Raw genomic sequence first — 13,455 nt, 5'->3', positions numbered from 1 at the left:
CCTAGTCCCTCCGTCTTTCGACGCCAAGAGCGTACAGCCGGCCGTACACTCTTGGTGAAATACACGCAAAGAGATATTGGAGCCGTTTCCAGCGTGGCAGGCCGGGGCATCTTAGCACCGCAGGGCACCGGTCCCTCATTTTATTGCGTATCAGGACGGCGTCGTCGAGCGTACATCTGTCAATGCAGAAGTTCAGATAAGTTAGATAAGCGAAGCCGAGGGCGCTTTCGCCAACACAAGATATTTCAGGGTGATTGCGCTCCAAAAAAGCAAGCTGGTCCTCAGCCGCATTAATAAAGTCCATGTTGAAAGACGTACCTTTGGTGATGCTTCCGCTCCGCTGCCTATAGTGATAGAACGGATTCGGAAGAAGGACAATCCGATTAGCGAGATCGAAAATCCTAGGCATAACATAAAAATCCTCGCATAGCTTCCCTTTCGGAAACCTCACGTTGTCGAAAAGGGTACGGCGGTAGACCTTATTGCAAGCGCTCACGTCAAACCCATTGAACGTATTCAGGGCTACGATGCCCTCCGTGCCCGAGTAGACACGCCTCTCGTGCGCAGCCTTGTCCACATGGCTGCCGTCTTCAAAGTCGAGCACGATACCGAAAGCAACGAGGTCGGCACCGCCGGCGAGCTCTTTCGCGACAGTTTCGAAAGCGTTGCCATCGAGATAGTCATCACCGTCTATAAAGGACACATACTCCCCGATGGCTCGTTCCACTCCATAGTTCCTAGCATCCGAGAGACCGCCGTTCTCCTTATGCAAGGCGCGGACTCTGCCGTCGCGCGATTGGAGCATTTCGCAGATCTCAGGCGAAGAGTCTGTTGACCCATCATCGATGAGCAAAATCTCAAGGTTTGCGTACGTCTGGCCGATGAGGCTCTCTACGCATTCCAAGAGATAGTCTTCAACGTTATAGACGGGAACGATGACACTAATGAGTGGGCTATCCATTGCTCACCACCGATCGATTGAATCCCACGCTCCTCACAAGACCATGCACGTCAGTAACATTGCGTCTGTAAACCAGGTCCTCATTCGGATAAATTATCTGATCCACTAGCTCCACTCCAAAATTTGCTTCTTGGCAACTGCGGGAACGCCCGCAGCAACTGAGTTCTGGGGCAAGTTCGAGCATACGACCGCATTGGCAGCCACAATCGATCGGTCTCCAACAGAGGTGTCGCGAGTGACAATCGACCCTGCACAAAGCCAGACGTCGTCACCGATAGAAACATGTCCGAATTTGTAAGTCACGGCAGGTTTTGCAGATGAATAATCATGGTCATGGTCGAACACCATGGCGTTCGGGCCAAACAGGACACGGTCTCCGATGGCCGTTTCTCCAAGCACGGTTATGCTGGATCCGCTATTCATGAACAGATTGTTCCCGATGCTAAGGGCACCACCCTCAACAACGCATATGCGTGCACCGGGCTTAATGACAACATCGTCACCAATCTTCACATGGCAGCCTTTCCCCAATCGAAGGCCCCAGAGAAGCCTAGGGGATGGACGCCGGCCGAGTTCGAGCCTCTTCCCGTACCTGAACAAAAGAATCCTCCTGATAATCGAGCAGGCGATGCGTTTTACCCTCATCGAAACTCGCCCCGCTCAAAGTCAATCGAATAGAGGTCGAGGCAGGGAGGGCAGCAAAGCCCGTGCGAATAGGGCCAGCTAACCGAGTCCGTAGATCTCCGGGGGCCTGCAGAGCCATTCTTCCAAGTCGATGTACCGCGAGTAATAGTCCGTATCATTGAGGACCCCCCCCCCGCTCGCTATAGCCGGGGAAGTGCACGGCGCACGCGAGCTCGGGCCTCGGCGACGCCGTGAAGCAGACCTTGTTGCCGAAGGGAATGGCATCGAAGGCCCTGAGGTCCTCCTCTGTGCAGCAGTTCATCTGGCTGAACTTGATGAAGACGTCGCCCCAGTTGATCCGCTCGCAGCGGCGGGCCCACTTCTCTGCGGCTTCCTCCGGGGAGGGATAGTGCAGGAACACGACCTCGATATCATCGAGACGAGCGACGGGCTTGTCGAGCTCGCCCTTCTCGCGAAGCTGATCGGCATAACGGGAGTCTCGTGCGTCGATGAACTCTAACGGCGTCGCAGTGTAGTGCCTGAGCCTCGAGGCGAACTTCACGTAGTCGCTCGCGAAGAAGTAGAGGCCGGCGGTTGGACTGCTATAGGGAAGTCCGTAACGCCGATACACCGAGCCGGCCCAACAGTTGTTCGAGAAGATGCTGAAGTCAGTGCGGGTGAGCTTCTTCCTTCTGCCCTTGGCGAGCAATGGATTCGCCATATCACCAATCTTTCTTGAGATCCTGCTTACGTAGCTCATCGGCTCAACAGCCTTTCGTAGTACTCCATAAGCCGCGCGGCGTTTGCCTCGGCTGAGTAGCCCGCAGCCTCTAGTTTGTTAGGGGCCTCCAGGTGCCTGCCGCCCTCGATCGCCACATTGAGCGCCCTCGCCCAGTTGGCCAGCGGCGCGTCGAGCGCCGTGAACGAACCAGTCCCGGCGATGTCCGTCTCGGCGGGCACACCAGTCGAGTAAACACACGGCAGTCCCGCCGCCTGTGCCTCCACGGCCGAGACGGGAAGGCCCTCATAAAGCGACGGCATAAAGAAGACATCGAAGAGCGAGTAGAGACGATAGGCGTCGCTCCTCAAGCCAAGCAGCATCACGGAGTTTTCCAGACCCATTTCGTGGACGAGCTCCTGGAGTTCCCGGCGTTCATCGGCGCTGTTGCTCTCCCCGATGATTACAAGCCTGGCAGGGCCGTGAGCAGCCACATACTCACCGAAAGCCCTGACCGCGAAGGAGAAGTTCTTCTGCAAGGAAATCCGGCCCACGCATCCCACCACGGGCTCCTCGGGACCTATTCCGAGTTCCACCCTGCAGGCCGTCCGGACCTCAGGGTTGAAGGCGAAGCGGTCGATATCGATGCCGTTCCTCATCACCAGGAAGTCCTTCCCCCTGAAGAGGTAGCGGCCGGCGTCTTCGGAGCACGCGACCCCGTCGGTCGCCCAGCGCCGCCCGAACCAGATGAGCGGCGCGTTGCGCACACGATGGCTGAACCTATCCGAGCTGCTGTTGAGATGACTGTGTAGCACGCGATGGGCAACCCCGGCTTCGGCCGCGTAACGAAGCGTCCAGAATGCCGAGTTGGGCATGTGGCAGTGCACGACGTCGTATTCAGAACCATGCTCTTGAAAGAACCCTTTGACCTCTCTAATGAAGGCCGAGAGATCAGTTCCCGCATGCGTGACCGTAAAGACCTTGGCACCGCGCCCTTTGAATTCGTCATCGTAGTTGAGCGGATGTCGCAGCTCGCCATTAACAACGTCATGATGCAGGTAGTCGTACGAGACGCGCGAACTGTCACGAAACAAGAACATGTTCCGAACAAACGAAGTAACGCCTGCATCCATAGCGAGCGACGGGACGATGTTTAACACTTTGATGGGGGTTTCACCCGCCATATTATCTCACCCCTTGTGTTTGATAAATATTGGCCATGATTTCAGAAGTATCTGCAACGTCGTAGCCCGCCTTGCGAATCTGATCCGCATAGATAGCGCGATTGCGTGGCTCCCGAGCCATAGCCAGGATCTCTTCCCCCCAAAGAGAAGCCGGACGGTCAAGCCCCTCGGACCGAGTCAAATCAGTAACGGCTGTCTCGTCAGATACGTTCACAGACATGAGGACCGGAAGACCCGAAGCCTGTGCCTCGACCGGGACGAGAGGCTGCCCCTCGTGCAGCGAAGGAAACAGCAACACGTCCATCGCGTTGTAGAGTGGCGCCACGTCCGCTCTCGGCTCGAACCAGATAACGTGCGCAGCCACACCAAGCGAATCTGCGTGTTCTCGTACCTGTTCCCTCATCTCGCCGTCCCCTTGCATGAGGTAGTAGGCAGAAGGCTCAGCCCTCAGCACCTCGGAAAACACATCCAATTGGAAGAGGGGATTCTTGGCGGGCGCGAGACGCGAAGGGTTACCCAACAGCAGTGCATCGGCGGGCACCCCCAGCTCGCTGCGGCAAGCACCACGAACGGCAGAATCGAACGCGAAGCGAACCGTGTCAAAGCCATTACGCACGACCGTAAACGGCTTCCTCCCGAAGAGATACCGCCCCGCTTCCTCGGAACATGCGAGCCTCGAAGTCTCAGCGCCCGATAGCACTGAGCGAGCGACTGAGTGCACGAACCTTTTAACTATCCTGCCGCCCGCGCCAACATCAGAGTTGTGCGAGTGCACGATGCACACCGGCACTCCACGACTCGCAGCAACCTGGGCATAGGCGAACCCCATTCCATTCATCGTATTGATATGCACAGCATCGAAGCTGTTTTCATCGAGAAGTCTCTTGAACGCACTAAGCCCGTCCTTGAGGCGTCTCACCTGTCCGGGCTTGTAGCCATTGAAAACCGCACGACGCTCAACACCGAGCGAGGCCAGCACATCGTCGTAAGAGCAATTCCAATCCCAGGTAGTGATCAACGTGAACGAGAAACCCTTTGGGGCTAGCTCACGAAAGAGCCCCAGAAGGTATGTTTCTATCCCACCGACACCCCACGCCTCAGCGTATACAAGGATATTAGTCATGATGCAGTCCCGTTGATAGGAGAGAATTACCAAGTCTCGGTGCCCGAAGCAAGGCGCGACGGCGCGCGAGCATGCACGAGATGGAATCGCAAGCGAGCGACTTGGCACCCGGCAGCCCCAAGATAGGGATCTTCTTGGAAAGCTGTCCATTGAGGGCGCGCTCGGTCTCCTTCTCCGAGATAGCGTCGTGCCGGTAGTAGTCGACCACCGTGGCTGCGACTCCCAGCGACTCGAAAACGCGCTGCGTCGCATAGCTCTGCAGACAAGAGCCATAATTCGGCGAGTTGCAGAGGGTAATGATTGCTGCGGTCGCGGTCACTCCGCATTTCCCCCTTTCCGGAGAATCCTTGTGTACACGAGCCCGCGAAGGGCGTTGGGCATGAGGCAGACAACTGCCTGGGGAACAAACGAGATGAAGTAGTCGGCAGCGCTGAAGTACCCGCATGCCAGCTGCGCCCGCTTGAAGCGCCTCGCGTGCGACAGATAGGCGCGGCCTCCTCTGCGAGCGTAGAAGTCTGGACTCACGCGCATTGCCACAAGGGTCTCGCGCACGTTGGCCGCACGGCAGCCCGAGGCGAGCATCCGGTTGAAGAGGTCCCAGTCTTCGAAGTAGTGGAAGTCGTCGTTGTAACTCCCAGCGGCGAGCACCTTCGAGCGCCGGAAGGTCATAGGCGGGTGCCGGAAGGGATTGCGGCGCTTGGAGTAAGCGACGATCTCGTCGTGGGTTATGGGCAGGTCCGTCGTCGCCACGGGCCTGTCCCAGGCCTCGACGAACTCCGTTACGTTGCTACCCACCATGTCGAGGCCTTGCTCGGCCATGAGGGCAAGCTGACACTCCATGCGCCCCGACAGAGCGTGGTCATCGGTGTCCATGCGGGCTACGATCTCGTTTGAGCACGCCTCAATGCCCCGGGCAAGCGCGTAGCCGAGGCCTCTGTTCTCGGGGTAGGAGACGAAACTGAACAGGCCGGGGTTGGCCGCGTCGTACTCGGAGAGGACGTCCTCGAGCTCGTCAGTCAGCGGGCCGTCCTTCACGATGACGACTTCCGCCGGGGGCACCGTCTGGGCGAGCATCGAATTCAGCGCCTCGCGTAAGTACTCGGCGCGCTCCTTGGCGTAAAGGCTCATAAGCACGCTGTAGGGAGGGAAAGTCTGGGAATCCATGCCTACCTCCCTGTCTTGTTCTTGCCGAACATCACCGAGAAGGTCTTGAAGAAGACCCGCCAGTCGGACTTGAGGCACGCGCCTCGCGCATAAGTGAGCTCGAACTCCTGGCGCAGGCCGTTCTCGAATGTCGCGAGGTTGCGAGGCCCTGACTGCCAAGCGCCGGTGATGCCCTGGGGGACGGCAAGCACCTGCACCTGCTGCTCGTGCGTGAAGTTCCCCAGTTCTTCGTAGGTGATGGCCCGGGGCCCGATCACGGAGAGCTGGCCCGCGAGCACGTTGATAAACTGAGGTATCTCGTCGAGGGAGGTCTTGCGCAGGACGCGACCCAACTTGGTAATGCGCGGGTCGTTCGTGACCTTGCGCTCGCGGTGCCACTCCTCGATCTGCTCGGGGGTGAGATACTTCTCCACGTCGTTGGCGTCGGCGACCATGGAGCGGAACTTGAGCACGTGGATGGGGCGGCCGAAGCGCCCCGCGCGCTCGTGCGAATAGATGGGAGCGCCCTTGGTGTCAGCCGCGATGAACGCGCAGAGCACCACGCCAGGGATGAACGCCACGGCACAGACGCACGCGCTGAAGGCGATGTCGAAGGCACGCTTCACGAAGCGATACCCGAAGGAGCGCGAGTCGAGCGCGCGGGACTCAGCAGCGAACTCGGGCGAGCCCGGGAGGCTCACCGCACCCGTGTTTGCAGCGGAACCGGCACCAGCACCCGCCGCGCCCTCGCGCCGGTCCATTGCCTGAGCAATGAGCGTCGCCCCCACGGGCGCATTGCTCTCTGTTACTTCATTAGCAGCCAAAGTCAAACTTACGTCCCTGTCCCCCAGGGATCCCCCAATCGATAAATTCAAAAATGCGAAAGAATTGCCGGTGCAACGGCTCCCCTACGTTTTGCTGGGAACGTCCAGCGGAAGCAGCTCCCTAAATGCGGAGTCGCCTTCGCCCACATCCACCAGGCACCAGCGCTTATGACGGTCGATCTTCTTTACACGGGCCTCTTGCCCCACAAGTGGGCCCTGCTCTATGTGCAGCACGCCGTCTTCTATGCGCGCAACGCTGTTGCGCACCACGCCGTCGTCGTCCAGAACGCTGCGGTACCAATCCCGCGCATCGTCCGGCATAGGCATGTACGCCCGCTCCCTACTGCCAGCGATGCGACAGCCAAAGCTCAACTGGGCCAAAGCCCTATCGAGCGCGGCAGCATCGTGCGTGGCGACGAAGAAATATTCCTTGTACATGGGTTTGGTTTGGAGCGACCAGGCGCCGTCCCGCTTAAACCAGAACTCCTTTTGCATCACAAAAGCGTCCTGCATCAGGTTGCGCGGGATAATGCGTCGGACCTTTTCGCAGGTCTCGCGCTCTTTTCCATTGGGGGTGTGGACCAGATACCAGCGGACGCGGCCGTGCTGGCTGTTGGTAGTGGCGCCGTTAAATGCGCCCGGCAGCTGCTCTTGGCGTCGTGCCGTCTGTTCCATGTTCTCGCCCCCTCTTTTGGCTTTGCGATGCACGCAAATGCAGGGGCGTTTAGAACAGGCTTCTCGCTCGCAGCTAGGCGCAGTCGCAAAAGTACAGGTTTTTATAGAGGGATATGGAGATGTACCTACTAGCAGTACATTTTGCGTAATCTGGGCAAACGCTGATTAATTGCTCGTATAATGTCGTCTGTCGAAAGATACAAAAACCTGTACCTTTTTGTGCAACAAAAAAAAGCCGCTCAACCTGCGGCTTTTCTTATTTGGGCATGAAAAAAGGCGACCGCCCTATGTGGACGGTCGCCTTTGTAAATTGTTGTGTCAGTTGCCTTAGGCGCGGGTCTTGATCTCCTCAGTCACCTTGGCAACAAACTCGTCGACGCTCATCTGAACGGTCTCGTTGGAGCGATCACGGACGGAGATGTTGCCGGCCTCGACCTCCTTCTCGCCCAGGATGAGCATGTAGGGCACGCGGTCGATGCTGCGGGCCTCGCGGATCTTGTAGCCGATCTTTTCGTCGCGGTCGTCGCAGACCACACGAATGCCGGCCTCCTCCAGCTTGGCGCACACCTCGTGGGCGTAGTCGCGGCTCTTCTCAGAGACGGGAAGTGCCTTGACCTGCACGGGAGCAAGCCAGGTGGGGAACTTGCCCGCAAAGTGCTCAATCAGAATGCCAATGAAGCGCTCGATCGAGCCAAAGCACACGCGATGCAGCATGATGGGGCGCTTCTTGGTGCCGTCGGCGTCCACGTACTCCAGGTCAAAGTTGAGCGGCATCTGGAAGTCGAGCTGGACGGTACCGCACTGCCAGGTACGGCCGAGCGAGTCCTCCAGGTGGAAGTCGATCTTGGGGCCGTAGAAGGCGCCGTCGCCCTCGTTGACCTCGTAGTCCATATGCAGCTGCTCCAGAGCGGTGCGCAGGCCCTCCTCGGCGCGAGCCCAGTCCTCGTCCGAACCCATGGAGTCCTCGGGGCGGGTGGAAAGCTCAACGTGGTACTTAAAGCCAAACTTCTGGTACACAGAGTCGATGAGGTTGACCACACCCACGATCTCGTCGGTCAGCTGGTCGGGGCGCACAAACAGGTGGGCGTCGTCCTGGTTAAAGCAGCGCACGCGGAACAGGCCGTGCAGGGCGCCGCGCAGCTCGTGGCGGTGCACCAGGCCAATCTCGCCGGCGCGAATGGGCAGCTCGCGATAGGAGTGCGGCTTGGAGGCGTACACCAGCACGCCGCCCGGGCAGTTCATGGGCTTAATGCAGTACTCTTCGTCGTCGATGACGGTGGAGTACATGTTGTCCTTGTAGTGGTCCCAGTGGCCCGAGGTCTTCCACAGCTGCTTGTTCATGATGAGCGGCGTGGAGATCTCCACGTAGCCGGCCTTGTGGTGGATCTCGCGCCAGTAGTCCAGCAGCGTGTTCTTAAGGATCATGCCGTTGGGCAGGAAGAACGGGAAGCCGGGGGCCTCGTCGCGCATCATAAAGAGGTCCATCTCGCGGCCGATCTTGCGGTGATCGCGCTTCTTGGCCTCCTCCAGCATGTGCATATGCTCGTCGAGCTCTTCCTTGGTGGCAAAGGCGACGCCGTTGATGCGGGTGAGCATCTTGTTGTCCTTGTCGCCCTTCCAGTAGGCGCCCGAGACGCCGGTGAGCTTAAAGGCCTTGAGGGCCTTGGTGTAGCAGATGTGGGGACCGACGCACATATCGATGTAGTCGCCCTGCTGGTAGAAGGTGATGCGGGCGTCGTCGTCCAGGTCGCCGATGTGCTCGACCTTGTACTTCTCGCCGCGCTCCTCCATAAGGGCGATGGCCTCGGCGCGGGGCTTCTCGTACACGGAGAACTTGAGGTTCTCCTTGACGATCTTCTTCATCTCGGCCTCGATCGCGGGGAAGTCGTCCTCGCTGATCTTGACGCCCTCGGGCAGGTCGACGTCGTAGTAAAAACCGTTGTCGGTCGCGGGACCGTAGGCAAAGTCGGCCTCGGGATAGAGGCGCTTGATGGCCTGCGCCATGATGTGCGCGGCAGAGTGGCGGATGACGTGCGTGACCTCGTCCTGCGGGAGCTCGGCCACCGAACCGTCATTGTAGAGTGCCTTCATGGGTATGTTTTCTCCTCTCGGATGCCTGATGCAAGTGTGTGCGATGCGCTCGGCGTTTTTGACTTGCATCATTATAGGCAGGTTGCCTTGGTATACAAGCGCCCGCCGCACCTTAATGGCACGGCGGGCGATTTTCTACGCATGCTTCATCGTGTGGGGGCGGAGCTGCGGGGCGCGCGTGCGGCTTGCGGCGTGCCCGTGGCTTGCGGCCGGCCCGGCGATGGATGCGTTACTGGATGCGAGTTCGGCAGTAGGGGCAGACCTTCCAGTGCGCATCGAGCGGGCGATGGCAGCTGGGGCATACGTTGCGAACCTGGGTATCGCACACCGGGCAGACGACGAAGTCCTTCTCGATGGGCGCGCCGCACTGCGGGCAGGTGCCGTACTGGGCAAGCTGGCGCTCGCGCAGGGCCATGTCCAGCTCCTGCTCCTCGCGGTCGGACGCGTAGGAGTGCGGGCGCAGTACCAGGTAGGCAATGAGGCCTACAAACGGGATGAGGGCGATGATGCCCCATGCCACGTAGGCGCTGGCGCCGCGGCGGCGAGCGTCGATGAACACATAGACGACCGACAGCACATACAGGGCGATGATAAAGCCAACGAAGGCATAGACGACGCCCATAAGCTGCGGCGACATGAGCTCGGAGATGTACTTGGACATTACGGATACCTTTCGGATTATTTACAGTCCGGTTAAGTTTACCACGGGGTTTGTTTATATGGGACCACGGCTAAGGGCGGGGCTGGTGCGGACACAAACATCTCAATCTGTAACAGGTGGAGGCGAAATCCGGGTCTAGATGTTACAGATCGAGACACAGGGGTCCCTCCCCGACTTCAATCTCGATCTGTAACATCTTGGGCCCCAAAACCCCTCTTACTGTTACAGATCGAGACATTCAAAATCCGCCTGAAGGTTTGTCTCGATCTGTAACATCTAGAACCCAAATCATCAGCTAACTGTTACAGATCGAGACAAAGAAAACCGTCCAGGCCAAATGTCTCAATCTGTAACAGTTACTCGGCAAAAACAGGTCTAACTGTTACAGATTTAGACATTCGAAACCGACTGATAGGTTCATCTAAATCTGTAACATCTTAGACCTCAAAAACCTTCTTACCGTTACAGATCGAGACAAACCTCCGGCACCCGGATCAGCAGACAAAGACGTCGACGTTGCAGTGTCTCCCCTCGCCTGCCGTTGGCGGGTGTTGCGGGGCTGTTCGCCGCATTGCCGCCGCTCTGGGGGTGTGTAGACCGTAGGATAGTCTTATTGACATCCTGTCAACTTGTCTTGGAGGCACAATGACAGAAACGTTTGATATCGCGATTGTCGGCGCGGGCATTACCGGATGCGCCATCGCGCGGCAGCTCGCGCGCTATGACCTGTCCATTTGCGTGGTCGAGGCGGCTAACGATATTGCGCTGGGCGCGTCGAAGGCCAACGGCGGCCTAGTGCACGCTGGCTACGATCCGGTGCCGGGCACGGTTAAGGCGCACGTCAACGCCCGTGGCTGCGAGTTATACGGTACGTGGGCGCAGGAGCTGGGATTTCTGTTCTGCCGCACCGGTTCGATGGTGCTGGGGTTTAACGACGAGGACCGCGCGCATCTGGAGCAGCTGCGGCGCAACGGCCTTGCCAACGGCGTGCCCAGGCTGTCGATCATCGGACCCGACCGCATCCACGAATTAGAGCCGCGCGCCAGTGCCGACGCTACGTGCGCGTTGTGGTGCCCCTCGACGGGCTTTGTCGACCCGTTTGAGGTTGCCATCGCCGCGCTGGAGAACGCCGTGGCCAACGGGGTGACGTTTATGCGGTCCGCGCCGGTGGAAGCGATTGAAGTTGCGGGCTCGGGCGACGACGCGCGCTTTACGCTGGCGACGCCCGCCGGAGACGTGCGCTGCCGCTATCTGATCAACGCCGCGGGCAACGGCGCCGCCGACATCTCACATATGGCGGGCGCCGAGGAGTTCCAGATGGTCTGGCGTCAGGGCAACATCGTGGTGCTGGACAAGGAGCCGCGCACGCTCATGCCGCTCTACCCCGTGCCGACGCCGGTGTCGAAGGGCGTTATCGTGACGGGCACCGTGCACGGCAACACCGTGATCACCGCGACGGCCGCCGTGCGCGAGCCGGGCGACACGCAGACCTATGCGAGCGATGTGAACGCGCTGCTGAGCGGCGCGCGCAAGCTGGTGTCCGATCTGGATACGCGCCGCGTGGTGCGCGCATTTGCCGGCGGGCGTCCGGTCATTCAGGGTACGAACGACTTCTTTATTGGGCAGTCAGCCGTGGTGCCGGGGCTTTTCCAGGCGGCGGGCATTCAGTCGCCGGGTGTGGCAAGCGCGCCGGCCATTGCCGAGCGCATGGAGCTTGTGATGCGTGAGGCGGGCGTGAAGCTGCACGAGCGGGCCGACTGGAACCCAATTCGCCGCGCGCCGGACGACTTTGACCGTGCGCCGCTAACGCGCAAGGAAGAGCTAATCGAGTCTGACCCCACGTGGGGTCAGATTGTCTGCCGCTGCGAGACGGTGCCCGAAGCCGAGATCGTGGCCGCGATCCGACGCCAGCCGGGCGCGGTTTCGGTCGAGGGCGTCAAGCGACGCTGTCGTGCCGGCATGGGTCGGTGCCAGAGTGGTTTCTGTCAAAGCCGTGTGGTGGCGATTCTTGCCCGAGAGCTGGGCTGCGACCCCAGCGAGGTACTGTTGGAGGATGCCGGTTCTTGGCTGGTTGAGGGACCGCTGAAGGGGGTGCGTTAGGATGGCGAAATTCGAATCGAGCGCGATTAATACCGGCATCGTTGAGGCCGTGGCAACGCAGGCCTTCGACGTGGTCGCTATCGGCGGCGGACCTGCCGGCATGGCGGCCGCGCTTGCCGCGCACAAGGCCGGCGCACGCGTGGCCATCGTGGAGCGCGAGCAGCATCTGGGCGGCATCCTGCGCCAGTGCATCCATCCCGGTTTTGGCCTGTCGCACTTTAAACAGGAGCTCACCGGTCCCGAGTACGCGCAGCGCTTTATCGACCAGGTGCACGCAACCGACATTGCACTGTTCCTGAACAGCATGGTGCTTGGGATCGATTCGGGCGAGTCTACGGAAGACACCGCGGTCCATACCGTCACGCTCATGAGCCCTGCCGGCATGCTGCGGCTCACCGGGCGCGCGGTCGTCCTTGCCATGGGCTGCCGTGAGCGCACCCGCAGCGAGATCAAGATCCCCGGCACTCGTCCCGCCGGCGTGTTTACGGCCGGCCTGGCGCAGCGATACATCAATATCGAAAACCTCAAACCCGGCTCGCGCGCCGTCATTTTGGGTTCGGGCGATATCGGGCTGATCATGGCACGTCGCTGCACGCTCGAGGGGATTTCGGTCGAGGGCGTGTACGAGCTCATGCCGTACGCCAACGGCCTGCGCCGCAATGTGAAGAACTGCCTGGACGACTTTGGAATTCCGCTGCACCTGTCCACCACCGTCACACGCGTGATCGGGCACGACCGCGTGGAGGCCGTCGAGGTAAGCCAGGTCGACGAGCACCTGGCGCCCATTCCGGGTACCGAGCGCATTGTTCCGTGCGACACGTTGCTGCTTTCGGTGGGCCTGATTCCCGAGAACGAGCTTTCGGTTGCCGCGGGTGTAGAGCTTGACCCGCGCACGCGCGGCGCCGTGGTGGACCAGAGCCTGCAGACGGGCGTACCAGGCATCTTTGCCTGCGGCAACGTGCTGCACGTGCACGACCTGGCAGACAATGTGACGACTGAGTCCGAGAGGGCTGGCGCAGCTGCAGCGGCGTACGCACTGGGAACCGGCGCGGGCGTCGTTCCGGACTGCGAGCTCACCGTCTCCCCTACCGGCATTGCGGGGTACGCACTGCCGGGACGCATTACGGCTGTGGCGCTCACCAAACTCAACTTCCGTGTGCGCCGACCCGTCGACGCCGCCCGCGTGAGGATCTTGGCCGACGGCGAGGAACTGTTAGCTGGCAAGGTCCGCGCGTTTAAGCCAAGCGTTATGGAAAGCTTCCCGCTGCCGGCAAAGGTAATTCAACGCGCACTCGACCTGGATGTCAGCGAGATTGTCCTGTCCGTCGAACCCGTTGAGGAGGCGTAAGGC

The 13,455-nt window shown here is 59.9% G+C and carries 13 protein-coding genes; 2 read left to right on the top strand and 11 right to left on the bottom strand.

Annotated elements, in window-relative coordinates; translation table 11 throughout:
• Position 1: 1 nt before the first annotated feature.
• From CSV91_RS02070 to CSV91_RS02025, 11 genes are all read right to left on the bottom strand, one after another.
• Positions 2-961, bottom strand: a complete 960-nt coding sequence (locus CSV91_RS02070) for a glycosyltransferase family 2 protein (RefSeq protein WP_099431604.1) — start codon at positions 959-961, stop codon at positions 2-4.
• A 105-nt stretch (positions 962-1,066) separates the two neighbouring features.
• Positions 1,067-1,474, bottom strand: a complete 408-nt coding sequence (locus CSV91_RS02065) for an acyltransferase (RefSeq protein ID WP_157757973.1) — start codon at positions 1,472-1,474, stop codon at positions 1,067-1,069.
• 286 nt (positions 1,475-1,760) lie between these two features.
• A complete protein-coding gene (locus tag CSV91_RS02060) occupies positions 1,761-2,306 on the bottom strand; it encodes a DUF1919 domain-containing protein (protein WP_157757972.1) in 546 nt (181 codons plus the stop codon).
• A gap of 35 nt (positions 2,307-2,341) precedes the next feature.
• Entirely contained in the window at positions 2,342-3,487 is a 1,146-nt protein-coding gene (locus CSV91_RS02055; protein WP_099431601.1) for a glycosyltransferase, read from the bottom strand.
• A gap of 1 nt (position 3,488) precedes the next feature.
• Complete coding sequence (locus tag CSV91_RS02050) at positions 3,489-4,610, bottom strand: glycosyltransferase (protein ID WP_172622427.1); 1,122 nt, start codon at positions 4,608-4,610, stop codon at positions 3,489-3,491.
• Positions 4,603-4,929, bottom strand: a complete 327-nt coding sequence (locus CSV91_RS10090; protein WP_172622426.1) for a hypothetical protein — start codon at positions 4,927-4,929, stop codon at positions 4,603-4,605. Before CSV91_RS10090 ends, CSV91_RS02050 begins: the two co-directional genes overlap by 8 nt.
• Complete coding sequence (locus tag CSV91_RS02045) at positions 4,926-5,774, bottom strand: glycosyltransferase (RefSeq protein WP_099431599.1); 849 nt, start codon at positions 5,772-5,774, stop codon at positions 4,926-4,928. Before CSV91_RS02045 ends, CSV91_RS10090 begins: the two co-directional genes overlap by 4 nt.
• Before the next feature lie 2 nt (positions 5,775-5,776).
• Positions 5,777-6,541 (bottom strand): sugar transferase, encoded by a 765-nt coding sequence (locus CSV91_RS02040; RefSeq protein ID WP_197736840.1) that lies wholly within the window; start codon positions 6,539-6,541, stop codon positions 5,777-5,779.
• Between the two features lie 120 nt (positions 6,542-6,661).
• Positions 6,662-7,252, bottom strand: coding sequence for a hypothetical protein (locus CSV91_RS02035; RefSeq protein ID WP_099431598.1), 591 nt, complete (start codon positions 7,250-7,252; stop codon positions 6,662-6,664).
• Between the two features lie 327 nt (positions 7,253-7,579).
• Positions 7,580-9,343: a threonine--tRNA ligase gene (gene thrS / locus CSV91_RS02030; protein ID WP_055309551.1), complete on the bottom strand. Its 1,764-nt coding sequence runs from the start codon at positions 9,341-9,343 to the stop codon at positions 7,580-7,582.
• A 229-nt stretch (positions 9,344-9,572) separates the two neighbouring features.
• Positions 9,573-10,004 carry a double zinc ribbon domain-containing protein gene (locus CSV91_RS02025; protein WP_055251579.1) on the bottom strand — a complete coding sequence of 144 codons (432 nt, stop codon included), beginning with the start codon at positions 10,002-10,004 and terminating at the stop codon, positions 9,573-9,575.
• Between the two features lie 645 nt (positions 10,005-10,649).
• Here CSV91_RS02025 and CSV91_RS02020 point away from each other — a divergent pair.
• Both CSV91_RS02020 and CSV91_RS02015 read left to right on the top strand, forming a co-directional pair.
• A complete protein-coding gene (locus CSV91_RS02020) occupies positions 10,650-12,104 on the top strand; it encodes an NAD(P)/FAD-dependent oxidoreductase (protein WP_099431597.1) in 1,455 nt (484 codons plus the stop codon).
• A 1-nt stretch (position 12,105) separates the two neighbouring features.
• Positions 12,106-13,452 carry an NAD(P)/FAD-dependent oxidoreductase gene (locus CSV91_RS02015; RefSeq protein ID WP_099431596.1) on the top strand — a complete coding sequence of 449 codons (1,347 nt, stop codon included), beginning with the start codon at positions 12,106-12,108 and terminating at the stop codon, positions 13,450-13,452.
• Positions 13,453-13,455 lie beyond the last annotated feature (3 nt).

The sequence above is a fragment of the Collinsella aerofaciens genome, from assembly GCF_002736145.1.
In the GTDB taxonomy this organism is placed as follows: Bacteria; Actinomycetota; Coriobacteriia; order Coriobacteriales; family Coriobacteriaceae; genus Collinsella; species Collinsella aerofaciens_A.
The sequence above is the reverse complement of the archived record's forward strand: the minus strand, read 5'-3'. Positions and strand labels throughout refer to the sequence as shown.

Excerpts from the sequence above, each read along its gene's own strand:
- CSV91_RS02035 (WP_099431598.1), bottom strand. The coding sequence starts at position 7,252 with ATGGAACAGACGGCACGACGCCAAGAGCAGCTGCCGGGCGCATTTAAC.
- thrS (WP_055309551.1), bottom strand. The coding sequence starts at position 9,343 with ATGAAGGCACTCTACAATGACGGTTCGGTGGCCGAGCTCCCGCAGGAC.
- CSV91_RS02045 (WP_099431599.1), bottom strand. The coding sequence starts at position 5,774 with ATGGATTCCCAGACTTTCCCTCCCTACAGCGTGCTTATGAGCCTTTAC.
- CSV91_RS02020 (WP_099431597.1), top strand. The coding sequence starts at position 10,650 with ATGACAGAAACGTTTGATATCGCGATTGTCGGCGCGGGCATTACCGGA.
- CSV91_RS02060 (WP_157757972.1), bottom strand. The coding sequence starts at position 2,306 with ATGGCGAATCCATTGCTCGCCAAGGGCAGAAGGAAGAAGCTCACCCGC.
- CSV91_RS02050 (WP_172622427.1), bottom strand. The coding sequence starts at position 4,610 with ATGACTAATATCCTTGTATACGCTGAGGCGTGGGGTGTCGGTGGGATA.
- CSV91_RS02055 (WP_099431601.1), bottom strand. The coding sequence starts at position 3,487 with ATGGCGGGTGAAACCCCCATCAAAGTGTTAAACATCGTCCCGTCGCTC.
- CSV91_RS02015 (WP_099431596.1), top strand. The coding sequence starts at position 12,106 with ATGGCGAAATTCGAATCGAGCGCGATTAATACCGGCATCGTTGAGGCC.
- CSV91_RS02025 (WP_055251579.1), bottom strand. The coding sequence starts at position 10,004 with ATGTCCAAGTACATCTCCGAGCTCATGTCGCCGCAGCTTATGGGCGTC.
- CSV91_RS02070 (WP_099431604.1), bottom strand. The coding sequence starts at position 961 with ATGGATAGCCCACTCATTAGTGTCATCGTTCCCGTCTATAACGTTGAA.